The following is a 23,881-nucleotide window of genomic DNA, read 5'->3' as shown; positions in this document are numbered from 1 at the left end:
ACGATTGCCGCAGCCCGAGCACCATAGACTCTCCCCATGCTGGCCGAACGATTCTTCAGGGTCGGTCCATGACCGCCACACCGGCCGGAGCTGTTGCTGCGCTCCTCTTTGGCCTACTCGGGATTGGGGCCGCCCTCCCCGCGACCCCCATCGACGCTGCCCTCTCGGAATCCGCCCCGAGCGCGGTCGAAGAGATCGACGAAGGCACGGTCAGCATGACTGTTGAGCCAGACACGTTGGTGAAACCCACCGCTGGCACGGACGTACACCTCACCGTCACGATCGCCAACCGCACCACCGCCGCGGTCGACGGGATCACGGTCGACGCGAGCGTCAACCGCGCCAGGCTGAGCTCCACCAGCGCGCTCAGCGACTGGCTCACCGCCGCGGAGGGAAGCATCGTCGCCGCGGACAGAGTCGGCACCGCCACCTCCACCAGCATCGCGGCCGGCGACACCCGCATCGTCGGCATGACCGTGCCGGAGGCCGCGCTCGGTTTTGCCGAGGAAGGCGTCTACGCGCTCGGAGTGCGCCTGCTCAGCGACCCCGCCGCGGGAGACTCGGCGGCGGGAGGCTCTGCCTCGCCCGACTCTGACTCGGCCGACGCTGAGTTGGTCGATACTGAGTTGGTCGCGGAGGCCCGCACGGCGCTGACCTGGAAGACCGCGGCGACAAGCCCGCTGGGAGTGGCGATAGCCGCTCCTCTCGTGCTGCCCACCGACGCGCCCGGGCTGCTGGATTCAGCGACCCTCGCCGAATACACCGCGCGAGGGGGCGTGTTGTCCGTGCAGCTCGACGCGATGCTGGGCAGCCAGGTCGCGATCGGGATCGATCCGCGCGTCCTCGCCTCCATTCGGGTTCTGGGTAGCGCTGCACCAACGTCGGCCGTGGAGTGGCTCGAACGGCTGCGCACGGCCAGCAACCCCACGTTCCCGCTGGCGTATGCCGATGCCGACATCACCACGCCATTGGCGGCGGGCTCGGCTGGCGTCGCACCGCTCTCCTTCGACTTCGCCGTCGATTCGTCTCTTTTTGCAGCGCCGGATGCCTCGGAGTCGCCTTCCCCGGAGGCGGGCACTCCCACGACCGAACCGCCGCTCGCTCCGCAGCCCACCACGGAGAGTCTGACCCAGTGGAACTACACCTACCCCAGCTTCGTCTGGCCGACCGAGAACAGCGTCACGTCGCAGTCGCTCGCAACGATCGCTGCGGCCGCGGGACCCGTGCTGCTATCGAGCGATAACGTGGCGCGGCAACTCACGGCGGCGACCTCGAAGGTAACAGCGACCGTGACACCGGCCGCGGGCGTCGAGGGTGGCGCGAACACTCCGGTAGTCGTCGCGGACGCGCAGCTGTCTTCCCTCCTGCAGGAGGCGGTCAATTCCGAAAACACGGCCGAGTGGAACTCGGCGATGTCGGAGTTATCCGCCGTTGCGGCGGTTTCCAGTGAAGAAGCGGGAACCGCCGCGCCGACCGTGCTCGCGACCCTCGACCGCACCTGGTTTGACAATAGATATCGCCTCAACGAGACACTGCAGGCCCTGTTCGCCCTGCCGTGGGCCGCGGCCGCTTCCGTAGTGCCCGCGTTTGACGTAAATACCTCCGGCGGTCCTGTTCCCGGGTTCACCAGTCTGGCCCCCGCTGCGGCGACGATCGTCGATGCGGTTGCCGACCAGAGCCGGATTGACAAGGTCGCCGCCCTCCTCGGGGCCGAAGCAGCAGACGCCCAGTTCGCCACAATCGCCGCAGATCCGCTCGCACTCACCTCCGCGCGGCGACTGGACCTACTGGCGGTGCTGTCGAACTCCTGGCTCGATGACCCAGCGGCGTGGAACGTGACCGCGGACGCGTTCCTCGCCGACTCCGCAGACATCCGTAATTCCGTGCAAATCGCCCCGAGCAGCACTGTGCAATTGCCCGCCGACCGGGGTTTTCTCCCGGTAACGGTGAACAACGACCTCGACCAGGAGGTGACGGTCTACGTCAACGTGCGTGCCCGCACCCCCCTGCTGTCGGTCGAAGAGCAGTTCGTTCAGCTTGTGATCGAACCCCGCTCGTCCGGCAGGGCTCGGGTCCCCGTCGTATCGCTGGCCAACGGCGAAGTGCAACTCACGGTTACGGTGCTCGACCAGCCCGGGGGCAACCCGATCGGACAACCCACCACCGTGGAGCTGAACGTGCACGCGGGATGGGAAACCGCGGGCACCATCGTGTTCGGGGTACTCGTGTTCGGTATCTTCGCCGCGGGCATCGTCCGCACCGTGCGTAAGCGCCGCAAGGCCACAAGGACCGCAGAGTGAGCGTCGCCCCGGCCGCGGCCGAGCCCTCCGGTATCGGCCGGGCGAGCGCGTTCCTCGCCAGCGGAACCATGGTCTCGCGCCTGCTCGGGTTTGCCAGCGCGGCACTGCTCGCTCAGACGCTCGGCAGCCAGGGCGTCGGCGCCACCACGTTCGCGCTCGCCAACCAGCTGCCCAACAACATCTACGCCCTCGTCGCCGGTGGAATTCTCAGCGCGGTCCTGGTGCCACAGATCGTTCGGGCGAACCTGCACGACGACGGCGGCCAGAAGTTCATCAATCGTATTGTCACGCTCGGCAGCGTGGTGTTCCTGGCCGCCGCGGTGATCGCTACGGTGTGCGCGCCCCTGCTCGTGCGCCTCTACGCCAGCGCGGCTGACGACGGTGGACGGGGAATGACAGGCGACGAGCTCGGCCTCGCCACCGCATTCGCGTATTGGTGCCTGCCGCAGATCTTGTTCTACGCCCTGTACAGCCTGCTGGGTGAGGTTCTCAACGCCCGCAAGGTGTTCGGCCCGTTCACGTGGGCGCCGGTGCTCAACAATGTGGTCGCCATCGGTGGGCTGCTGGCGTTCAACGTCGCCTTTGACTCGGGCGACCTCTCCGCGGTCTCGGACTGGACCCCGTCGATGATCGTGCTGCTCGCCGGGTCGGCAACCCTCGGCGTCGCCGCGCAGGCCTTCGTGCTCTTTCTGTTCTGGCGCCGGGCGGGCCTGAGCTACCGACCGGAATTCCGGTGGCGCGGCGTCGGACTTGGGCGGGTCGGAAAAGCGGCCGGCTGGACCTTCGGCATGATCGTGGTGTCACAGCTCGCGGGAATCGTGCAATCCAGGGTTGCCACCGGAGCCGGGACTGACGACGCGTCTGTCGCCGCACTGCGGTACGCCTGGCTCATCTTTATGCTTCCCCACTCCATCGTCACAGTCTCCGTCGCGACCGCGTACTTCACGCGAATGAGTACCCACGCCCGTGACCGCAACTTCACCGCGGTGCGCAAAGACATTTCCGCTTCCCTGCGCACCATCGGCATGATCATGGTGTTCGCGGCGGTCGGCCTGATCGTGCTGGCGTACCCGTTCTCGACCATCTTCTCCAAGAGCGTGGGCGAGGCATTCGCGATGGGCAACGTGCTCATCGGCTTCCTCGCCGGTCTCATTTCTTTCACGGTGCTGTTTGTGCTGCAGCGCAGTTTTTACGCGTTGGAGGACACGCGCACACCCTTCCTCATCCAGGTCGTGCAGTCCGCGATATTTGTTGTGGGCGCGCTGGTCGTCTCGTCCTTCCCGGAGGATGCCGTCGCGGTGGGACTTGCTTGGGTAACCACCATTGCCGGAACAATTCAAGTCCTGATCACTGCCGTCGTCCTGAGGCGACGCCTGGGGGGTCTGGACGCACGCCACATCCTCAAGCGGTACCTCACTTACGTGCTCGCAACGCTGCCTGCAGCCGCGGTCGGGATTGGCATCACGGCGAGTTTCGGGGGCTTCACCGGGGGATATGCCATGTCTGGAATATTTCCCGCGATGCTCACGATGATCGTCGCCGGGGGAGTCATGCTCGTCCTCTATGTCGCCGTGCTCACGGTGCTGCGCAACCCGGAGCTTCGCGCGCTGATCGTGCCCGTGACCGCCCGCCTGCGTGGTCGCAGTTAACCCACTATTCACCACCAGCGCTGGAATACGCCGACCCTAGGATGGGTTATACCGCTCAGCGAAGACTCTTAGGGAGATGTTGCACGTGCGTCAAGTAATCATTATTGGATCCGGCCCCGCCGGCTACACCGCAGCGATTTATGCGGCCCGCGCCAATCTTGCACCCCTGCTCATTGCGAGTTCGGTTGAGGCTGGCGGCGAGCTGATGAAAACCACCGAGGTGGAGAACTACCCCGGCTTTGCCGACGGCATCCAGGGGCCCGACCTCATGATGAAGATGCAGGAGCAGGCGGAGAAGTTCGGCACCGAGGTCGTCCTTGACGACGTCGTGTCTCTCGACCTAACCGGCGACGTCAAAACCGTGACCCTCGGCAACGGGGACGTTCACGAGGCGCTCACTGTGATCTTCGCCACCGGCTCCGCGTATCGCAAGCTCGGCCTGTCCGACGAGGATCGCCTGAGTGGCATGGGAGTGTCCTGGTGCGCGACCTGCGACGGCTTCTTCTTCCGCAAGAAGACCATCGCCGTAGTGGGCGGTGGAGACTCCGCCATGGAGGAAGCAACCTTCCTGACCCGGTTCGCCGACAAGGTCTACATCATCCACCGCAAGGACGCTCTGCGCGCGTCCAAGGTGATGCAGGATCGCGCTATGGCCGACCCGAAGATCGAGATCCTGTTCAATAAGGCTGTCGAGCACATCTACGGTGACACCAGCGTGACCGGCGTTGGCCTTGTCGACACGGTGGACGGCACGGAGACCACGCTCGACCTCGGCGGGCTGTTCATCGCGATCGGGGCAGATCCGCGCACCCACCTCGTGCACGGCCAGCTCGACCTGACCACGTTCGGCACTATCGCGGTCGACGGGCGCAGCTCGCGCACGAACCTTCCCGGTGTGTTTGCGGCCGGTGACGTCATCGACCCGACGTACCGGCAGGCCGTCACCGCCGCGGGCTCGGGCACCGTGGCCGCTCTCGACGCCGAGCACTACCTGGCCGGGCTTCCCGCCAGCGTCGTCGCAGCAGCGGAGCAGGTCGAAGCAGACACCATCGTCGTTCCTGTCTAACTCCGCCATCACCCCGGTCACTGACCAGCGGGCCGCCCCACATCACCTCACGCCTTACATCGCCTCTACAGAAGGAAGTTCTACATGTCCAACGCCAAGGACGTCACCGACGCATCATTCGCCGAAGACGTGCTCAACTCGAGCGACACGATCATGGTCGATTTCTGGGCCGAATGGTGTGGCCCGTGCCGCGCCGTCTCCCCGATCCTCGACCAGATCGCGTCTGAGCACTCCGACAAGATCCGCATCGTCAAGTTGAACGTGGACGACAACCCCCAGATGGCCATGAAGTACCAGATCACGTCCATCCCGGCGATGAAGGTGTTCCGTGGCGGCGAGGTCGTCAAGACCGTAATCGGCGCCAAGCCCAAGCCGGCCCTCGAGGCCGACCTGGCGGAGTTCCTCGCGTAAATCTCGCTTGAGAATGGCCGCCCAGACTCTGTTCTGGGCGGCCATTCGCTGTTAACGCGGCATCCCGACCCCATACGACCCCATATTCTTGATCGCACGATAACGGAATGGACAATTATGACCAGCCAGGGCAACAACCTCGACAGGTGGTACGGCCACTATGCGGACCGGACGGCCGGGCTCAGCGCCTCCGAGGTACGAGCCCTGTTTGCCGTTGCTTCCCGTCCTGAGGTGGTCTCCCTGGCCGGTGGCATGCCCTACGTCTCCGCTATTCCGTCCGACCTGATCACGGGATCGATGGAGCGCGTAATGCGTGATTCCGGCCCCGCCGCGCTGCAGTACGGCTCCGGCCAAGGTGTCCCCGCGCTGCGCGAGCACATCCTCGACGTGATGGCGATGGAGGGTATCCGGGCCAATGTGGACGATGTGGTCGTCACCACGGGCTCTCAGCATGCCCTCGAGCTTGTGACCAAGCTGTTCATCAACCCCGGCGATGTCGTGCTCGCCGAAGGCCCCAGTTACGTGACCGCGATGGTCGTCTTCCGGTCCTTCCAGGCGCAGGTTGAGCACGTGGAGATGGATGACCTCGGGCTCGTACCCGAGGCTCTCCGGCAGCGCATCGCGGCGTTGAAGGCCGACGGCAAGCGAATCAAGTTTCTGTACACGATCCCCACGTTCAGCAACCCGGCCGGCGTCACGCTCAGCTGGGAGAGGCGCCTGGAGATTCTTGAAATCGCCCGCAGCAACGACATCCTCGTGCTGGAGGACAACCCGTATGGTTTGCTCTATTTCGATGGACCACCGCCTCAGGCGATGAGATCCGTCGAAGAGGATGGCGTGGTGTATCTCGGCACCTTCTCAAAGACGCTTGCGCCCGGCTTCCGGGTGGGCTGGGCCCTCGCCCCGCACGCCATTCGGGAGAAACTGATCCTAGCCAACGAGGCGGCGGTTCTCAGCCCCAGCTCGTTCACCCAGATGATCATCTCGGACTACCTGAGCCAGGCCGACTGGCGCGGCCAGATCGGCACCTTCCGTGATGTCTATCGCGAGCGACGCGACGCGATGCTGCACGCCCTGGAGGACTACCTCCCGGATCTGAGCTGGACCAAACCAGCGGGTGGCTTTTACGTCTGGCTGACGCTGCCGGAAAACCTCGACAGCAAGTCGATGTTGCCGCGGGCCGTCAGAGAGCTTGTCGCCTACACGCCGGGAACCGCTTTTTATGCTGATGGAAGCGGTAGAAACAAGATGCGGCTTGCGTTCTGCTACCCCCAGCCTGACTTCATTCGTGAAGGCATCCGGCGGCTGTCCACCGTGATCAACGGCGAGCTGGAACTCCTCACCACTTTCTCCCAAACGGCGCCACTTCGGGTGGATCGCCGCCAAAAGAACGCCATCAACCCTCCCGCGAACCTGGGTTAGGACACCATGACTCTCCCCCGAAACACCCGTGTCGTTGTACTGGCCGGCGGTATTTCTCACGAGCGCGACATCTCCCTGCGCTCAGGGCGCCGGGTAGCAGACAGCCTCGCCGAGCACGGCGTCAGTGTGGAGCTGCGCGACCCCGATGCCAACCTCTTGCAGTACCTGCGTGACAGCCGGCCCGACGTCATCTGGCCCGCCCTCCACGGGGCGAGCGGCGAAGATGGCGCGCTCCGGGGGTTGCTCGAGTTCATCGGCATCCCGTTCGTTGGATCCCGGTCCGACGCCGCCCGGCTTGCGTGGGACAAGCCGACGGCGAAGGTGATCGCAGCGCGGGCAGGTGTGCCAACCCCGAAGTCGATCACGTTGACCCGGGATGCGTTCCGCGAACTGGGAGCATCCAGCGTTCTCGAGAGCATCGCCGACGAACTACCGATTCCCGTGGTGGTGAAGCCCGCTCAGGGTGGTTCTGCCCAGGGAGTGACGCTCGTCGAGGACATCGCCGACCTTCCCCGGGCAATGGTCGACGCCTACACCTATTGCGACGTTGCCCTTATCGAGCAGAAAATCGTCGGCACCGAGATCGCCATCGGCATCATCGACACCGGCGCGGGCCCGACAGCCCTGCCCGCCGTCGAAATCGAGCCTCTCTCTGGCGTCTACAGTTTCGAGGCCCGCTACAACGCGGGAGAGACCCGGTTCTACACCCCGGCCCGACTTGCGCAGGATGTCACCGATCGTGCGGCGGCGGCGGCAATCAGCGCACACACGGCGCTCGGTCTGCGTCATCTCTCCCGCGTCGACCTCATCGTCGACCGCGCGGGCACTCCCTGGTTTCTTGAGGCGAACGTGCTACCGGGGCTCACAGAGACCTCATTGCTCCCGCAGGCCCTGGAGGCGGCAGGACACGACCTGGGCTGGATTTACTCAGCGCTGGCCCAAGCCGCCATCAAAGAGGCCTGAGACCCCTCCTGAAGGACGCACAGCCCCACACGATTCGTGTGGGGCTGTCGTCTGTTCACTGAGGTTAACCCCGCGGCCGACGGACGACGGTCGGCTTGCAGCTGTGGGGTGCCGGCTACCTAAGCGGACTTGATCAGGCGCAGGTGGGTCACAGGGCCGCTACGGGCGCCGGAACACCCATCTCGCCAAGGATGCGGTTCAAATCGCCCATGCTGGCGAAATCTACAGTGATCGTTCCCTTACTGGCACCCAGGTTGACGCGAACCCGCGTGTCGAGGTGGTCGCCGAGCCGCTCGGCGATCTCCGCGAGCTGATCCTGCTTGTGGCCGGCCAATGGACGGCTGCGCTTGCGGGTGGATGTCTCGCCCGCAGCCGCCTCGGCCGCTCGTACTGACAGATCCTCATTTACTATCTTGTCCGAGAGGCGCTCCATGGCGTCGATTTCTCCGGCGGCCAGGATCGCGCGGGCATGTCCGGCGCTGAGCACGCCTGAGGCGACCCGCTTCTGCACACTTGCGGGCAATTTCAGCAGCCGGAGGGTATTGGTGATCTGCGGGCGTGAACGTCCGATGCGCTCACCGAGCTCGTCCTGCGTGATCCCAAAATCACTGAGCAGCTGCTGGTATGCCGACGCTTCTTCGAGAGCGTTGAGGTTCGCGCGATGGAGGTTCTCCAACAGGGCGTCCCGCAGCATGTCCTCGTCCGCGGTGTTCTTAATGACCGCCGGGATGCTGTCGAGCCCCAGCTGCTTGGTCGCGCGCAGACGACGCTCGCCCATGATCAGTTCGTATTGGGGGCCGCCCTCGACCGGGTTTGCGAGTGGGCGGACGACGATCGGCTGCAGAACGCCGATCTCGCGGATGGAGTGAACGAGTTCGGCCAGCTCCTCCTCACGAAACTCGTGCCTCGGCTGGTGCGCGTTGGGAACGATGTCGTTGGGGGAGAGGTTAGCGAGCCGCGCACCGGGAACCGTGAGCAGGTCTTCGGCTGGAAGCCGACCCTCTGGGAAGAACACATCGACGGGACGAGCGGCGCTAGCGTCGTCAACGGTGGGAATCAGGGCGCCGATTCCTCGGCCCAGTCCAGTGCGGCGGGGTGTTGCCATTAGAAAGGTGCTCCTCGGCGTGCGATTTCGGCTGCGGCTTCACGATAGGAGAGTGAGCCGGGGGAATTGGGGTCGTAACTGACTACGGTCTGGCCGTAGCTCGGCGCTTCAGAAATCCGGACTGAACGCGGGATCAGGGTCTGGAGTACTTCCTTGGGGAAGTGATCCCGCACGTCCTGAACAACCTGGTTCGCCAGGTTGGTGCGTACGTCGTACATCGTCAGGAGAATCGTTGACACGCCCAGCGACGGATTGAGGTGCTTCTCGATGAGTTCAATGTTCTTCAGGAGCTGACTGAGTCCCTCCAGCGCGTAGTACTCGCACTGGATCGGTATCAGAACCTCGCGGGCCGCGACGAAGGCGTTGATTGTCAGAAGCCCCAGCGAGGGTGGGCAATCGATAAAGACGTAGTCGAAGCGCGGCTCCGCGGCCTCGAGAAAGAGGTCGAGCGCGCGTCGCAAGCGCTGCTCGCGAGCAACCCGTGAGACGAGCTCGATTTCTGCGCCGGCGAGGTGGATAGTGGCCGGAATACAGAACAACGCCGAGAACTCGGGGCTTTTCTGGATGACTTCCTCGATGGGCACGTCATTGATGATCACGTCGTACACACTCAGGGTGTCTGCGCGGTGCTCCACACCCAACGCCGTCGAAGCGTTGCCCTGCGGGTCGAGATCGATCACGATCACGCGAGCACCGGTACGCGCGAGTGCAGCCGCCAGATTGACTGTCGAGGTCGTTTTACCCACCCCGCCTTTCTGGTTCGCTACGGTGATTACCCGAGTCGATTCGGGGCGTGGAAGGTCGTCCGCAGCGAGCATCCTGCGGCGGCGCGACAGGTCTGCGATCTCCTGTGCCAGCGGTGCGTCCTGGTAGGGGGGCGTGTTGCGCATAGGCTTCGCGGGCGCATCTGCGCCGCTTGCTTCGGTTGTCATTGATCCCGAATTCCTGTCGACTGCGGGTACGGCGGACGGAGCTTTTTCGTCCGGTAGCGGTGGGGGAGAGATGGCCGAAGTGATGCCTTCGTCGACAGAGCCATCGGAATGTTTCACGTGAAACTTTTTACGTCTGAACACCGCCATGATTAGTCCACTGTAGCCCGGAACGCCGCCGCAGCCCGGCTCACCCGCCCATGCCGCCCCGATTTCGTCTAAACCACGCCGGTTCGAAGCGCTCCGGGCAACCCAGGGGAACACCCGATCGTTCGCCAGAACCGCCAGCGCTGTTCGGCCAGCCAGACGGCGACCTGCATACCGCGAACTCAAGCAAGACAGCCCACACCGCAACTGCACCGCGCGGACCACGAGCGGCCGCGAGTACGCACGCGCACGAGCACGCGTACACGGTTACAACCGACTCCCGCGAACCGATCTGACATTGCCAGCACCATTCCCCGAGCACGCCTGAACCCGAGTGTGGGCATGGAGACGCGGCAGTGGGACGCTGCCGTAGCAGACAGCGCACAATTTTGCTCCTTCCTGACCGGCGCTGTCGACCTAGATCAACCGGGACAACCGATGTCGCCTCACAGACGATTGCTGAGCCGCCTGCAGTGAGCCGCCTGCAGTGCGCAATCTAGATAGCGAGGGGGCCATAGCACTGGACCGGTTCCGCGTTCTGGCCTTTCTCCCGCTATGTTTCACGTGAAACATGGCTCGATTGTCCATATTGCTCGGTCCAGACCTCGCTGATCGCAGCTACGGCACATGTTTCACGTGAAACATTGGAAATCTGGCCTCAAGGGCGTGTTCCTCGGCCGAACCGCGGCTTGCTTGATCCCAGGTCCACCACTCTGCGGCCGATTGCGGTTCGCGGTTTCGCTCACCATGACCGGTCGTGCAACACGACTTTTCGATCGCGCGGTACACGTTTCACTGTGAACGGCCCTGCGCGATGCTATCTCCCACCTCGTCTTGTCTTGTATTGTCTTGACCTGTCTTGTCGGGAACGGCGCCGATTGTGCGCTGTCGCGGCACAACAAAAACGAGGCTCGTTTAGCTAACGGCGCCAGGGACGCCGCCAGGCAGCAGCCTAGAAGAATGCGCAACGGTGGCGGCAACGGGCATTCAGGACCGGGCTATAATGAACCGCGTGCGACCGCAACCGTCAGACCGACGGACGCAGTGTGCGCGTGCCGGGTCTCGGCAGCCAGGAGCCGGCACACCGGCCGTCATCGTCGGCCTACCGACGCTGACCGCACCGACCAGGGCACAAACCGACTCCATCAGCGTCGTGTTCACAATCACGGCCCGCGCATCTTCTCCTTCGGTGACGGCGGCTCTCGCACGTTACCCGGACGACGGAACGAACCCAGCCACTCGCGCAGTGAGATGTTTGTGTTCACCTCATCGACGATCGAGCTGATCGTCAGCGGAGTACGCACTCGGTACGTGTCATGTGCGCGCAGGCTCCACGGAACTCGCCGAGCCATATCGTCCGACTAACCAGAAGCTGGCGACCACAAGACCGGCCCGCCACACGCTCGTGACGCACCGAACCGTTGAGCTTTCAGTCTCAACACGCAGAGCTGCATATTTCACGTGAAACATCGTGTGTAGGTCAGAGGATCGAGGCTGCGCCTGGTCTTCTCAGGCGGTTTCTGCACAACAGTCCCCATAGTCCCGGATAAGGGCGATCAGCCGTTGTGGATCTTGAGACGACCGGTTTGGTAGTGCAGATGTCGAGTGTTCGAGTATTCTGACTGCCGCGGCACTCGCATGCGCGATCAGTTCGCCAGCTTCACGATCCGCCCCGCGGGGTGGATCGCTCGGGTCCAGCTACTGACCAAGTTGGTGAGCCTATGACGTACAACACCGTCGACCCATGCTGTTGGTTGGAGCAAAGAGGCCCGCGATGGCAAACCAGCAGGGGCAGGGCCGACACAGCCCAAAAGATCTGGGTGCGGTCGGTTCGGCGACGCGAAGTTGCGTAGCAGCAGGATGACGCCAGCTTAATTGCGGGCAACGCGTCCGCGGCGAACCCGGAGCTGCTTCGGCATCGGCATCAGCATCACCACTCGCATCGGCGCTGACATTTGCATCTGCACCGCCAGTGACCTCGGTGCCGTCACCGCCACCGTCACCGCCACCGCCACCGTGACCAAGACCGTGACCGATCGTAGGACCTCGTGAGGTGTCCGCGATGTTCCACGTGAAACATTCCCAACCCGGCTACCCGCTGGTTGCCACAAACAAAATGGTAGCGCTCGGCGTCCAACGTGCGCATCGCCATTATTGGCCGCAGCTATCAGCCCTACAACCAAAATGTGATCTACCAGGACGTTCATCGCGACTGCGCGCGTAGGGGACATGACCACCGGAGGACGTAGACGCGTAGGGGACGTAGACAGGTCGGCGACGTGGACACGCGGGGGAGCGTTGGACACGCGGGGGAACGGGGGAGCGGGGGAACGGGGGAACGGGGAGCTGGGGAGCTGGGGAGCGGCAAGAGTAATGCACAACGAGCTGTCCACAAAGTAGGTGCGACGAGGCAGCAGCCTGGCGCAAATGGCACATCCTCGAGTGACACCGGCCACCGGCGGCGTGCAGAGCTTGTGTGATTTAGAAGGGACGACGAGTTGAGGGCCGAGTTATTCTCATATAAGCCCGGCGATGCGTTTTCCGCCGGACCCGGGGGACCTAGTCGACCGTGGCGCGAAAGACTCGGGTCAGCTCTGCAACGCCGTGTCCGAGCTCGACGACTTCAACGTTGCTCAGGCGAGCGCGGCGGATCTGCTTCGTCGCCGCTGTGACTTCGTCCTGAACACGCGAACCCTTCATGAAAATCATCTCGCCACCGGACCGCACGAGGGGAGCGGTAACAGGGATGAGCTTGCTCAGGGCTGTCACGGCGCGCGCAGTGACCTGGTCCAGGGGCCAGTCGAGCTTCGTCTCTTCAGCCCGCGCGCGGATGACTGAAACATTGTCGAGCCCTAGCTCCTTGGCTTCGCTCGTGAGCCAGTCGACTCGACGTTCCATTGGCTCGATCAGGATCATCCGAACATCTGGACGGGCTATCGCCAGTACCAGGCCGGGCAGCCCAGCGCCGCTACCAATGTCACCCGTCGTGCCGGGGGAGAGCAACGGGGCAACGAGGACGCAATTGATGATGTGACGCGACCACAGGCGGGGGAGCTCAAGCGGACCGATCAGGCCAAGTTCCTCGCCGCGGCGCGCGAGATCCGAAGTGTAGGCCCGTGCGAGGTCGATCCGGTCGCCGAAAAGCGCCGCCGCGACCGCGGGCTCGGCTTCGAGAGTGGTGTCTTCCAACGGTTCGGGTCGATGCTAGCGGCGCGTGACGACGGTGTGGCGATCGCGGCCTTCACCCTCGGATTCGGAGACGAAACCGCGCTCACTGACAACATCGTGAACGAGTTTGCGCTCGTACGACGACATCGCCGGCAGGGCAGCCGACTCGGCGCCCGCCTCCAGCCGTTCGATAGCGGTGTCCACCAGAACGCTCAACTCTGCCGCGCGTGCTTCGCGCGAGCCGCCGACATCCAGAATGAGACGGGAAAAGATTCCGGTCTTCGTCTGCACGGCAATGCGGGTCAATTCCTGGAGCGCATTCACCGTATCCGGCTTCGCAAGAAGCCCGAGGTTGCTCGTTCCCTCGCTCGAGTTGACGGAGAGGTAGGCACGGCCTCCTCGGGCATCGATGTCGATGTCGCCGTCGAGGTCAGCGATGTCGAGTAACTCCTCGATGTAGTCGGCCGCGATGTCACCCTCTTCTTCGAGTTGACTCGGGGTGCGGGCATCCGACTCATCAACGGATTCCGACATTTCGCTCGGCGCGCCCTCTGTTGGGGTGAGCTCTGCCGCAGGAACACCGTCGGTCTTGGCCGCGATGTCGTCTACTGTTTTGGTCTCGCTGACGTCGCTCACTTCTTGGGTCCACCCTGCTTCTTTGCTCGGTTCTTGTTCACGGGCTGCTGGCGTTGCGTCTTCTTTGCTTCTTCAACCGCTTCACCGGCAGCGTCAATCTCTGTGATGGAAATACCCTTGCGCTGGCTGCGTCGAGCGAGGCGCGCCTCGCGTGCCAGTGCGGCCTCAGAGCCAGGCGTCGGCATGTTTCGGATGACGATGAACTGCTGAACCATCGTCCAAATGTTGGATGTGAGCCAGTAGAACATGACGCCAAGGGGGAAGGTGAACCCGGAGAAAGCGAAGACCAAGGGGAGAATGTAGAGCAACATCTGCTGCTGCTTATATGTCGGGCTCGCCTTCATCTCGGGCGACTGGTTCTTCGACATGATCTGCTTCTGCGTGATGAACTGCGACGCAGTCATCAGGACGACCATGACGGACGCGATGACAATGACGAGAACGTTGCCCTCCGCCGTACTGATCGCAAGCTTCAGGGGGGCGCCAAACAACGAGGACTCACCGAACGACGTCGAAAGCTGCTTGTTGAGCAGGCCCACGCCCACCAGCTCGTGCTGGGCGTTCTGCAGTACCGAGAAGAGGCTGAAGAAGATCGGCATCTGGATAAGAAGCGGAAGGCAGGAGCTCAGCGGGTTAGTACCGGTGCGCTTGTATAGCTCCATGGTCTCGCGCGACATAGCCTCGCGAGAGAACTGATCCTTCTTGCCCTTGTAGCGATCCTGGATCTTTTTGATCTGAGGAGCGACTTCCATCATGCGGCGTTGGCTCTTGATCTGCTTGACGAAGATCGGGATGAGCGCGGCGCGCACGACCAGAACGAGGCCGACGATGGACAGAACCCAGGTCAGTCCGTTGTCAGGGTCCATACCCAGCGTTGTGAGCACGGTGTGGAACGTGACGAGGATAGCCTCAACAGCCCATTTAATGGGCCAGAGAATAGTGCCAAAGATGTCCGGCATAAGTTTGGGTCAGCCCTTTCCGTGGCCACTTGCAACAACAAACCCGAAACGGGTGAGCTCATATCGCTGCCTCAAGGATGAGGGAACGTCGTCTATTCCGCCTTCTGCCCACGGGTGGCAGCGTGCGATGCGTCTGCTCCCCATCCACACGCCGCGGATGACGCCGAAGCGCTGGATCGCCTGCAGGGTGAAGTGGGAGCACGAGGGGTAATACCGGCAAACATCGCCGTAGAGCGGGGAGACCACCGAGCGATACGCGCTCAAGATGGCGACACAGACGTTGCGGGGTAGCAATAGTACGAACAGCAGTGTTCGTCTCATTGCTTCTTCACACCCCTGTCGATGCCAGCTGATATCTCCTCATGCAGGGTAGCCCAGGAAACCTCGGGCGATCCTGGCAATGCTCGAATCACAACGTCAACACCGGTGGCGTGGGTCGCCAAAACGTCTCGACCTACCGAGCGCAGGCGGCGACGCACCAGATTGCGAGTTACCGCATTACCGACGGTTTTCGCAACGATAAAACCAAAGCGTGTGGGCGCGCCAGAGTCCCGGGCCCGGAGATAGACGATCGAGTGGGGAGTCCCCACTCGTTTGCCCCTCCGTACGGTGGTGCGGAAATCATCCGCAGTCACCACCCGGTTCGCCCTGGTGAGCACCGGGGTGTACTACGCGGAAAGCTCGGTGCGACCCTTGCGGCGACGTGCACCGAGGATCGCGCGGCCGGCGCGGGTGCGCATACGCAAACGGAAGCCGTGCACCTTGGCGCGACGACGGTTGTTCGGCTGGAAAGTTCTCTTGCTCATAGTGGTATCTCCAAAGCCCAGCTCTGAAGGCCGGAAAGAAGTAAATTGCCCGAAGGCAGGAAGTCAACCTATTAAAACTACGGCTTCCGAGGCCTGGGGTCAAACCTCACCGTCCTTTTCCCAGCACTGTCGAAGGCTAATTCATCCACAGTTGGTCAGGACTGCCTGTGGAGAACTAAGGTAAAGGTCTCCGGTTTTTAGGCGCAGTGAGCTGGTAAAACCTCGCGAATCGTGTAATCACAGTCGGTGGATAACTCTGTGGATAGTTGTGGATAACAAGGATGGACAAAAATGACAGAGCTGGCTGATTCCACCAGAGAAATCTGGACTGCAATCCTGTCCCAGCTCACGAATGACGGGCGAATCACGCCGCAGCTGCACGGATTCATCTCGCTCGTTGAGCCCAAGGGGGTCATGGCGGGAACGCTCTACCTCGAGGTTCCGAATGAATTAACGCGGGGAATGCTCGAGCAGCGCATCCGCCTGCCGCTGCTCAATGCGATCTCGACCCTCGCCGACACAGCAGCGGTAACCACCTTCGCGATAGTCGTCAATCCCGACATCCAGACCGATCCGCTTGAAAACGGCCACGTCGAACAGGAGCCACCCCAGCAGGCCCCTCCCTACATTGAGACCACGATTGTCTCGGCCACGCTGGACCAGCATGCCGGCCGATCACGCTCGGACTCGCGCCTCAACCCCAAATACAGCTTCGATAACTTCGTGATCGGTGGGTCGAACCGCTTTGCCCATGCTGCGGCAGTCGCGGTCGCCGAAGCGCCGGCGAAGGCATACAACCCGCTGTTCATCTACGGCTCGTCGGGATTGGGCAAGACTCACCTTCTTCATGCGATCGGTCACTACGCACAGAGCCTCTATCCCGGCATTCGCGTTCGCTACGTCAGTAGCGAGGAATTCACAAACGACTTCATCAACTCGATCGCAAACAACCGTGCCTCGGTGTTCCAATCCCGGTACCGGGAGATCGACATTCTTCTCATCGACGACATCCAATTCCTGCAGGGCAAGGACAGCACCCAGGAAGCGTTCTTTCACACGTTCAACACGCTCCACGACCACAACAAGCAAGTCGTTATCACCAGCGACCTGCCCCCGAAGGCGCTCACAGGTTTCGAAGACCGCATGCGCAGCCGGTTTGAGTGGGGCCTGATCACCGATGTGCAGGCTCCCGACCTTGAGACACGCATCGCGATCCTTCGCAAAAAGGCGCAGAGCGAAAAACTCCAGGTGGGCAACGACATCCTCGAGTACATGGCGTCGAAGGTGTCCTCCAACATCCGCGAGCTCGAGGGAACGCTCATCCGGGTGACGGCCTTCGCCAACCTCAACCGCACTCCGGTGGACATGGCCCTGGTGCAGACCGTACTCAAGGACCTCATCACCCTCGACGACGACAATGTCATCGCGCCGGTCGACATCATCAACCACACCGCGGACTACTTCAAGCTCACCGTTGATGACCTCTATGGCTCATCGCGATCACAGGCGGTGGCAACGGCCCGTCAGATTGCGATGTATCTCTGCCGCGAAATGACGAACCTGTCGCTACCGAAAATCGGCCAGCTGTTCGGAAATCGGGATCACACCACCGTGATGTACGCGAATAAGAAGATCACCGAGCTCATGAAGGAACGCCGGTCGATTTATAACCAGGTGACCGAGCTGACCAGTCGGATCAAGCAGAACCACCGCTACAACAACGCCTAGAACGCTCGGACTGCTTCGAATCAGACGTTTCACACAGTGTGGATAACCTGTGCATAACTAGTGGAACTCGCCGGGAATGGTTGTTCACGAATTACAGGAATCTGTGGAAACCGGCTCGGAGGGGAATTGCGCTGTGAATGACAAGTCCACCGAATCCCACAGTCTGTCCACAACTCACAAAGATGTAGTTCCCGCTCGATTGCTGAAATTGTTGTAGTTATGCACAGTTCGCACAACGGTTATGAACTTTAACTTCTTTAACTCTTAAATGATCCGGGGGATAACCTTTGGACCGGGCAGCGCACCGCCCTGTGCCAGTATTAACGCCTCGACCGCCGTACCCACCGATAGGGGTGAACCGTGAAGTTTCAGGTCAACAGAGACGTCTTCAGTGAGGCCGTTTCGTTCGCCGTCAAGCTGCTGCCACAGCGCACGACGCTTCCCATCCTCAGCGGGATACTCATCGAGACAACGGAAACGGGACTAAAACTCTCGTCCTTTGACTACGAGGTCTCCGCTCAGACGGAAATCGTTGCGGAGGTGCAGGAGCCAGGCAAGATTCTCGTGTCCGGTCGACTCCTCGCGGACATTTCGGCGCGACTTCCCAATGCTCCCGTGCGATTCAGTACGGATGAAGGCAAGATTGTCGTCTCCTGCGGTTCGGCCAACTTCACTCTTCTGAGCATGCCGGTAGAGGAATATCCCACTCTTCCTCAGGTTTCGGCCAGCTCCGGGGTTCTTCCCGCAGAGGCTTTCGCCGCCGCGGTGGCTCAGGTGGCTGTGGCCGCGTCGCGTGACGATGTAACACCGGTCATCACCGGTGTTCAGCTCGAGGTGTCGAGCCACAGCCTCTCGCTGGTTGCGACCGACCGCTACCGCGTTGCGGTGCGAGAAATCGAGTGGGCGTCGGACGACTCCGTCACCGACACCATCACCGCACTGGTGCCGGCACGCACCCTGACCGAGATCGGCAAGACCTTCGGTCACAGTGGTTCGATTTCCGTGGCGATCACGAGCACGGACGAACGCGAGCTGATTGCGTTCCAGGCAGACCGTCGCACCGTCACCTCGCTGCTGATCAAGGGAAACTTCCCGCCGGTCAAGCGGCTCTTCCCCGAGACGGTGGACAACTATGCCGTGCTCAACACTGCTGAACTCATCGAAGCGACTCGACGGGTTTCATTGGTTCTCGAGCGAGAAGCAGCCCTTCGATTCAGCTTCACCGTCGATGGCGTGACACTTGAAGCAATCGGGTCAGAGCAGGCCCAGGCATCCGAAACCATCGACGCCTTCCTCACCGGCAGCGACACGGTCGTGTCACTCAAGCCGCAGTTTCTCCTCGACGGGCTCGGGGCTGTGCACTCGGAATTTGTGCGCATCTCGTTCACGAAGACCGACAACCCGAACAAGCCAGGGCCGGTTTTGATCACCAGCCAGTCCACAAAGGACCAGGCCGGTAGCGACAACTACCGTTACCTGCTGCAGCCCAACCTTCTGCTGCGCTGACACCTCGGCGCAGAGCTCCACCGCTTCACCGCTCCACCGCTCCACCACACCGCGACACTTTCTCTCCTCGAAGGAAAAACAGAAATGCATATTGGCCTCATCGGACTCGGCAAAATGGGCAACAACATGCGCGCCCGCCTTCGGGAAAACGGAATCGAGGTCACCGGGTTTGACCGCAACCCCGATGTCTCGGACGTTCCCTCCCTCGCCGAGCTCGCCGCGGCACTCCCGGCTCCCCGCGTGGTCTGGGTGATGGTTCCGTCTGGACCGATCACCACGGGCGTCATCACTGATCTCGCCGAAGTACTGGAGCCGGGCGACCTCGTCATCGAAGGTGGCAATTCACGTTTCACCGATGATTTCACCCACTCGGCGATTCTGGCCGACAAGGGCATCAACTACGTCGACTGCGGCGTTTCCGGCGGAATCTACGGTCTTGAGAACGGCTACGGCCTGATGGTGGGCGGCGCGGCCGAGCACGTCGAGTATGCGATGCCGATCTTCGACGCGCTGCGTCCAGAGGGTCCGCGCGAAGAAGGGTTTGTGCACGCAGGCGACACCGGAGCCGGCCACTACGCGAAAATGGTGCACAACGGCATCGAATACGCGATCATGCAGGCCTGGGCTGAAGGATTCGAGCTCCTCAGCGCACGAACCGACATCGTGAAGGACGTACCGGGCACCTTCAAGGCATGGCAGCGGGGCACGGTTGTGCGCTCCTGGATGCTCGAATTGATGGTCAAGGCAATGGACGAAGACCCCACGTTCGCTCACATCACCGGCTACGTGGAGGACTCGGGCGAGGGCCGTTGGACCATCGAGGAAGCTCTCGCCAACTCCGTCCCCGTGCCCACCATCAGCGCTTCAATCTTCGCTCGTTACGTCTCCCGCCAGGATGACTCGCCCGCGATGAAGGCCGTGGCCGCGCTGCGCCAGCAGTTCGGCGGGCACGCAGTCCGCGCACGCTGACGTGAGGGTCACCCGTCTCAGCCTCAGCGACTTTCGTAATTACGAAACCGCCGAGCTCGAGCTGTCGGCGGGCCCCAATCTGTTTGTCGGGAGCAACGGCCAGGGCAAAACGAACCTGGTCGAAGCTCTCGGCTTTCTCAGCACTCTCGGGTCACACCGGGTATCGACTGATCACGCCATGATCCGAGCCGGGCAGGACGCCGCGATCGTGCGGGCCCGGTTGCAGAATGGCGAGCGGTCAGTTCTCGCCGAGGTTCAGATCAATCGTGTCGGGGCCAATCGAGCGCAGATCAACCGGTCGGCGATCAAGACCCGCGAGTTGCCGCGTTACTTCTCCAGTGTTCTGTTTGCGCCAGAGGATCTCGCTCTCGTTCGGGGCGACCCGTCCGGACGCCGACGGTTTCTCGATGAGCTTCTCGTATTGCGAGCGCCACGCTTCAGTGGCGTGATGGCCGACTATGACCGGGTTGTGAAACAGCGCAACACCCTACTCAAGTCGGCTCGCGCGTCGGGTGTGCGGGGCGGCCAGCTGGCGACGCTCGATATCTGGGACGAACGTCTTGTCACCCTCGGATCAGAAATCATCGAGGCCCGGGGCCGGCTGATTGCCGAGCTATTACCCGAAGTGCGCGCTGCCTATACGTCCATTGCTGGAGCGGACCACGCCGCCAAACTGTCCTGGTCCCTGAGTATTTTCGGTTCCGACCGGGGTGACGGTGCCGGTTCCACGTTGGCGACCGGTTTTACCCCGGGCGCCGGTGAGCCTTCGGGAACCGGATCCATCGCGGGCGACTCATTCGTGACGATCTCGGCCGCGGACGCCGGCATCGCTTTTCGCGATTCGCTCGCGCGGTTGCGTCGCGCGGAACTCGAACGGGGCCTGACCCTGGTCGGTCCTCACCGTGACGACCTGGTGCTCTCGCTCAATGCCCTGCCGGCCCGGGGCTACGCCAGTCACGGTGAATCCTGGTCGTTTGCGCTGTCTCTGAAGCTGGCGTCCGCCGCGGTTCTGCGCGCACAGACCCAATCCGGAGATCCCGTGCTTATCCTCGATGATGTGTTCGCAGAACTCGATGAGAATCGCCGGATTCGTCTGGCCGACGCGGTTGACGGGTTCGAGCAGGTGCTGATCACTGCCGCCGTGCAGGGGGATGTGCCGCCGCGCCTGGCCGCAAACGTCGTGCAGATTCGCGCCGGCCGGATCGTCTCAGACGAGACGGTTGAGCCGGTTGATGCGGCTAACACGGACAAAACGATCAATTCAGATGAGACGGATGCCGCGGGGGAGCAGCAATGAGTGGCTCGGGCACCGGCGGCTGGCAGTCCGACGACAACGCCGAGCACGTCGCGGTGTACCAGCGGTTCCGCGCGGTCTTCGGCGAGGCGGGTGGTCGCAGCGCCGACGCCCGCAAGCGGGTCAAGAATAAAAAGGAGGGCGGCAAGAGTGTGCCTTTCGGTGAGGGACGCGACCCGTCGGGCATCGAAGACGTCCTCGACGCGCTGACCAACCGCATGGGCTGGAGTTCGCCGCTCGCCCGGGCCGACCTGCTTGCGTCGTGGGCCGAGGTCGCGGGCGCAGAAACCGCCGAGCACTCGACTCCGGTCGGCATCGAGGAGGGTGTTCTCACCGTTCACTGCGACTCGACGGCATGGGCCACGCAGCTGCGTCTGATGCGCGGCGCCATCACTACCCAGATTGCCCAGCGCTTTCCGGAAGCCGGCATCCTCTCGGTCAAATTTGACGGACCCAACGCTCCCTCCTGGAAACGCGGCCTCAGATCAATTCCAGGCCGGGGCCCGCGCGATACTTACGGTTAGGGAGAGAAAAGTCTCCATCCGCGGCTCAAAGTCCTCAGTCGGGCGCCTGTGGCCGCAGGAGGCCCTGCAATTTGGTAGAATGGGCTTGCCTTCGGGAACATCCTGACTAGGATTCCTCCCCCGGATGGCGCGACACAACAACGCGGCAGGAGCCTAACTTCAGATGACACCGGAATCGCCAGAGGACCTGTCCAAAAATCTCGAGGAGATTCCGGCACCCCCGGGCGCATCTTCCGTAGTCGATGCCACTCCGATGGCGCGCAAACTTCCCGATGACAGCTACGGGGCCGACCAGATCCAGATTCTCGAGGGTCTCGAAGCGGTTCGTAAGCGTCCCGGTATGTATATCGGGTCGACCGGCCCCCGCGGTCTCCACCACCTTGTCTACGAAGTAGTCGACAACTCGGTCGATGAGGCACTCGCGGGCTACTGCGACCTCATCAAGGTCACTATTCGCCGTGATGGCTCGGTTCGGGTCATTGACAACGGCCGTGGCATCCCGGTTGATATGAATCACCAGGAGCAGAAGTCGACCGTCGAGGTTGTACTGACGATTTTGCACGCGGGTGGAAAGTTCGGCGGCGGCGGATACTCGGTTTCCGGTGGTCTGCACGGCGTCGGTATTTCTGTGGTGAACGCGCTGTCGAGCGAGCTCGATGTCGAGGTGCGTCGTCAGGGACATGTCTGGCGGATGTCGTTCAAGCACGGCGTTCCGCAGGGATCGCTCGAGCAGGGCGAGTCCTCAGACGAGACCGGCACCACGGTCACCTTCTGGCCGAGTAAAGACACGTTTGAGACGGTCGAATTCGACTACGAGACGCTCCGCGCCCGGTTCCAGCAGATGGCGTTCCTTAACAAGGGCCTGCGCATCGACGTCACCGACGAGCGCAGCGACGAAGACGTGTCCGAGAGCTACATGTACGAAAAGGGTCTCGTCGACTATGTCGAGTACCTGAACAACGCCAAAAAGGTCGACCTCGTGCACCCCGACGTGATCGCGTTTGAGTCGGAAGATACCGAGCGCAAGATCTCCCTCGAGGTCGCGATGCAGTGGACGACGGCGTACACCGAGAGCGTGCACACCTACGCGAACACCATCAACACTCACGAGGGTGGCACCCACGAAGAGGGCTTCCGCGCCGCGTTGACCACGCTGGTCAACCGCTATGCGCGCGAGAAGGGCATCATCAAGGAGAAGGACGAGAACCTCTCCGGTGATGACGTGCGCGAGGGACTCACCGCGGTCATTTCGGTCAAGCTTGCCGAACCGCAGTTCGAGGGCCAGACCAAGACGAAGCTGGGCAACACCGAGGCGAAGGCCTTTGTGCAGCGAATCGCCGGGCAGCAGCTGAATGACTGGTTCGACCGCAACCCCACGCAGGCCCGCGACGTGATTCGCAAGGCGATCCAGGCATCGCAGGCCCGCCTGGCCGCCCGCAAGGCGCGCGAGCAGACCCGCCGCAAGGGACTGCTCGAGAACAACTCCATGCCGGGAAAGCTGCGCGACTGCTCCAGCAAAGACCCGGCGCTGTCGGAGATCTTCATCGTGGAGGGCGACTCCGCAGGCGGTTCCGCCGTGCAGGGTCGCAACCCGGAGACCCAGGCGATTCTGCCGTTGCGCGGCAAGATCCTCAACGTCGAAAAGGCGCGACTCGATCGCGCCCTCGGCAACGCCGAAGTTCAGGCCATGATCACCGCGTTCGGCGCGGGAATCGGCGAGGACTTCGACCCCGGCAAGGCGCGGTACCACAAGATCGTGCTGATGGCCGATGCCGACGTCGACGGCCAGCACATCACCACCCTGCTGCTCACCCTGCTGTTCCGCTACATGCGCCCATTGATCGACCACGGCTACGTCTACCTCGCGCAGCCGCCGCTGTACCGGTTGAAGTGGACCAACGCCGAGCACCAGTTTGTCTACAGCGATCGCGAACGCGACGCGATGATGGAAGACGGCCTCGCCCGCGGCAAGCGAATCCCCAAGGAAAACGGCATCCAGCGGTACAAGGGTCTCGGTGAGATGGATTACACCGAACTGTGGGAGACCACGATGGACCCGGCGACGCGCACGCTGCTTCAGGTGACCCTGGATGATGCCGCCGCTGCCGATGAGATCTTCTCGACCCTGATGGGCGAGGACGTTGAGTCCCGACGTAACTTCATCCAGCGCAACGCCAAGGATGTGCGGTTCCTCGACATCTGATCCGCTCGCAGCGGTCAGATCGGTGGGCCGACGGGCCCACCGGGATCTCCTCCTCAGTTAGACCTTCGGCTTCTCAGAACCACGGACGGAACGAAA

At 62.5% G+C, this 23,881-nt stretch carries 21 protein-coding genes; 12 read left to right on the top strand and 9 right to left on the bottom strand.

Going from position 1 to position 23,881, the window contains the following annotated elements:
* Nucleotides 1–68 precede the first annotated feature (68 nt).
* From B0I08_RS10535 to B0I08_RS10510, 6 genes are all read left to right on the top strand, one after another.
* Entirely contained in the window at nt 69–2,300 is a 2,232-nt protein-coding gene (locus tag B0I08_RS10535) for a DUF6049 family protein (protein WP_106212591.1), read from the top strand.
* Complete coding sequence (gene murJ / locus B0I08_RS10530; protein WP_245884751.1) at nt 2,297–3,949, top strand: murein biosynthesis integral membrane protein MurJ; 1,653 nt, start codon at nt 2,297–2,299, stop codon at nt 3,947–3,949. Before B0I08_RS10535 ends, murJ begins: the two co-directional genes overlap by 4 nt.
* Nucleotides 3,950–4,034: 85 nt before the next feature.
* Complete coding sequence (gene trxB, locus B0I08_RS10525; protein WP_106212929.1) at nt 4,035–5,015, top strand: thioredoxin-disulfide reductase; 981 nt, start codon at nt 4,035–4,037, stop codon at nt 5,013–5,015.
* Between the two features lie 84 nt (nt 5,016–5,099).
* Entirely contained in the window at nt 5,100–5,426 is a 327-nt protein-coding gene (gene trxA, locus B0I08_RS10520; RefSeq protein WP_106212589.1) for a thioredoxin, read from the top strand.
* A 117-nt stretch (nt 5,427–5,543) separates the two neighbouring features.
* Entirely contained in the window at nt 5,544–6,848 is a 1,305-nt protein-coding gene (locus B0I08_RS10515; RefSeq protein WP_106212587.1) for an aminotransferase-like domain-containing protein, read from the top strand.
* A gap of 6 nt (nt 6,849–6,854) precedes the next feature.
* Nucleotides 6,855–7,811: a D-alanine--D-alanine ligase family protein gene (locus B0I08_RS10510; RefSeq protein WP_106212585.1), complete on the top strand. Its 957-nt coding sequence runs from the start codon at nt 6,855–6,857 to the stop codon at nt 7,809–7,811.
* Nucleotides 7,812–7,959: 148 nt separating this feature from the next.
* On the opposite strand, the gene B0I08_RS10505 is transcribed toward B0I08_RS10510, so the two are convergent.
* The 9 genes from B0I08_RS10505 to rpmH form a co-directional block, all read right to left on the bottom strand.
* Entirely contained in the window at nt 7,960–8,916 is a 957-nt protein-coding gene (locus B0I08_RS10505; protein WP_106212583.1) for a ParB/RepB/Spo0J family partition protein, read from the bottom strand.
* On the bottom strand, nt 8,916–9,806 hold the full coding sequence (locus B0I08_RS10500) for a ParA family protein (RefSeq protein WP_106212927.1): 891 nt from the start codon (nt 9,804–9,806) through the stop codon (nt 8,916–8,918). Before B0I08_RS10500 ends, B0I08_RS10505 begins: the two co-directional genes overlap by 1 nt.
* Before the next feature lie 1,349 nt (nt 9,807–11,155).
* Nucleotides 11,156–11,296 carry a hypothetical protein gene (locus B0I08_RS17790; protein ID WP_181243385.1) on the bottom strand — a complete coding sequence of 47 codons (141 nt, stop codon included), beginning with the start codon at nt 11,294–11,296 and terminating at the stop codon, nt 11,156–11,158.
* A 1,255-nt stretch (nt 11,297–12,551) separates the two neighbouring features.
* Complete coding sequence (gene rsmG / locus B0I08_RS10490; RefSeq protein ID WP_106212580.1) at nt 12,552–13,181, bottom strand: 16S rRNA (guanine(527)-N(7))-methyltransferase RsmG; 630 nt, start codon at nt 13,179–13,181, stop codon at nt 12,552–12,554.
* Between the two features lie 15 nt (nt 13,182–13,196).
* Nucleotides 13,197–13,694 (bottom strand): Jag family protein, encoded by a 498-nt coding sequence (locus B0I08_RS10485; protein ID WP_106212925.1) that lies wholly within the window; start codon nt 13,692–13,694, stop codon nt 13,197–13,199.
* Nucleotides 13,695–13,792: 98 nt separating this feature from the next.
* On the bottom strand, nt 13,793–14,755 hold the full coding sequence (yidC, locus tag B0I08_RS10480; protein ID WP_106212578.1) for a membrane protein insertase YidC: 963 nt from the start codon (nt 14,753–14,755) through the stop codon (nt 13,793–13,795).
* Between the two features lie 9 nt (nt 14,756–14,764).
* Complete coding sequence (gene yidD, locus B0I08_RS10475; protein ID WP_106212576.1) at nt 14,765–15,076, bottom strand: membrane protein insertion efficiency factor YidD; 312 nt, start codon at nt 15,074–15,076, stop codon at nt 14,765–14,767.
* Nucleotides 15,073–15,414, bottom strand: coding sequence for a ribonuclease P protein component (rnpA, locus tag B0I08_RS10470; RefSeq protein WP_106212574.1), 342 nt, complete (start codon nt 15,412–15,414; stop codon nt 15,073–15,075). The genes yidD and rnpA overlap by 4 nt, the downstream gene beginning before the upstream one ends.
* 9 nt (nt 15,415–15,423) lie before the next feature.
* The gene (gene rpmH / locus B0I08_RS10465) at nt 15,424–15,561 is read right to left on the bottom strand and encodes a 50S ribosomal protein L34 (RefSeq protein ID WP_010204566.1); all 138 of its coding nucleotides are present in this window, start codon (nt 15,559–15,561) and stop codon (nt 15,424–15,426) included.
* 291 nt (nt 15,562–15,852) lie between these two features.
* On the opposite strand from rpmH, the gene dnaA reads away from it, so the two are divergent.
* The 6 genes from dnaA (at nt 15,853) to gyrB (ending at nt 23,785) form a co-directional block, all read left to right on the top strand.
* Nucleotides 15,853–17,289: a chromosomal replication initiator protein DnaA gene (gene dnaA, locus B0I08_RS10460; RefSeq protein ID WP_106212572.1), complete on the top strand. Its 1,437-nt coding sequence runs from the start codon at nt 15,853–15,855 to the stop codon at nt 17,287–17,289.
* A 360-nt stretch (nt 17,290–17,649) separates the two neighbouring features.
* The gene (gene dnaN / locus B0I08_RS10455; RefSeq protein WP_106212570.1) at nt 17,650–18,795 is read left to right on the top strand and encodes a DNA polymerase III subunit beta; all 1,146 of its coding nucleotides are present in this window, start codon (nt 17,650–17,652) and stop codon (nt 18,793–18,795) included.
* 84 nt (nt 18,796–18,879) lie between these two features.
* The gene (gene gnd / locus B0I08_RS10450; protein ID WP_106212568.1) at nt 18,880–19,764 is read left to right on the top strand and encodes a phosphogluconate dehydrogenase (NAD(+)-dependent, decarboxylating); all 885 of its coding nucleotides are present in this window, start codon (nt 18,880–18,882) and stop codon (nt 19,762–19,764) included.
* 1 nt (nt 19,765) lies between these two features.
* Entirely contained in the window at nt 19,766–21,061 is a 1,296-nt protein-coding gene (recF, locus tag B0I08_RS10445) for a DNA replication/repair protein RecF (protein WP_106212566.1), read from the top strand.
* The gene (locus B0I08_RS10440; protein WP_106212564.1) at nt 21,058–21,582 is read left to right on the top strand and encodes a DciA family protein; all 525 of its coding nucleotides are present in this window, start codon (nt 21,058–21,060) and stop codon (nt 21,580–21,582) included. The genes recF and B0I08_RS10440 overlap by 4 nt, the downstream gene beginning before the upstream one ends.
* Nucleotides 21,583–21,835: 253 nt before the next feature.
* Complete coding sequence (gene gyrB / locus B0I08_RS10435) at nt 21,836–23,785, top strand: DNA topoisomerase (ATP-hydrolyzing) subunit B (RefSeq protein ID WP_106212923.1); 1,950 nt, start codon at nt 21,836–21,838, stop codon at nt 23,783–23,785.
* Nucleotides 23,786–23,881: the final 96 nt, after the last annotated feature.

The organism is Glaciihabitans tibetensis (assembly GCF_003003265.1).
GTDB lineage: Bacteria > Actinomycetota > Actinomycetes > Actinomycetales > Microbacteriaceae > Glaciihabitans > Glaciihabitans tibetensis.
This window is presented reverse-complemented; position numbering and strand designations above follow the sequence as displayed.

Bases quoted from the DNA above. Each gene is read 5' to 3' on its own strand.
- B0I08_RS10535 (WP_106212591.1), top strand. From the start codon at position 69: ATGACCGCCACACCGGCCGGAGCTGTTGCTGCGCTCCTCTTTGGCCTA.
- trxA (WP_106212589.1), top strand. From the start codon at position 5,100: ATGTCCAACGCCAAGGACGTCACCGACGCATCATTCGCCGAAGACGTG.
- B0I08_RS10515 (WP_106212587.1), top strand. From the start codon at position 5,544: ATGACCAGCCAGGGCAACAACCTCGACAGGTGGTACGGCCACTATGCG.
- B0I08_RS10510 (WP_106212585.1), top strand. From the start codon at position 6,855: ATGACTCTCCCCCGAAACACCCGTGTCGTTGTACTGGCCGGCGGTATT.
- B0I08_RS10505 (WP_106212583.1), bottom strand. From the start codon at position 8,916: ATGGCAACACCCCGCCGCACTGGACTGGGCCGAGGAATCGGCGCCCTG.
- B0I08_RS10500 (WP_106212927.1), bottom strand. From the start codon at position 9,806: ATGCGCAACACGCCCCCCTACCAGGACGCACCGCTGGCACAGGAGATC.
- B0I08_RS10485 (WP_106212925.1), bottom strand. From the start codon at position 13,694: ATGTCGGAATCCGTTGATGAGTCGGATGCCCGCACCCCGAGTCAACTC.
- yidC (WP_106212578.1), bottom strand. From the start codon at position 14,755: ATGCCGGACATCTTTGGCACTATTCTCTGGCCCATTAAATGGGCTGTT.
- yidD (WP_106212576.1), bottom strand. From the start codon at position 15,076: ATGAGACGAACACTGCTGTTCGTACTATTGCTACCCCGCAACGTCTGT.
- rpmH (WP_010204566.1), bottom strand. From the start codon at position 15,561: ATGAGCAAGAGAACTTTCCAGCCGAACAACCGTCGTCGCGCCAAGGTG.
- dnaA (WP_106212572.1), top strand. From the start codon at position 15,853: ATGACAGAGCTGGCTGATTCCACCAGAGAAATCTGGACTGCAATCCTG.
- gnd (WP_106212568.1), top strand. From the start codon at position 18,880: ATGCATATTGGCCTCATCGGACTCGGCAAAATGGGCAACAACATGCGC.
- B0I08_RS10440 (WP_106212564.1), top strand. From the start codon at position 21,058: ATGAGTGGCTCGGGCACCGGCGGCTGGCAGTCCGACGACAACGCCGAG.
- gyrB (WP_106212923.1), top strand. From the start codon at position 21,836: ATGGCGCGCAAACTTCCCGATGACAGCTACGGGGCCGACCAGATCCAG.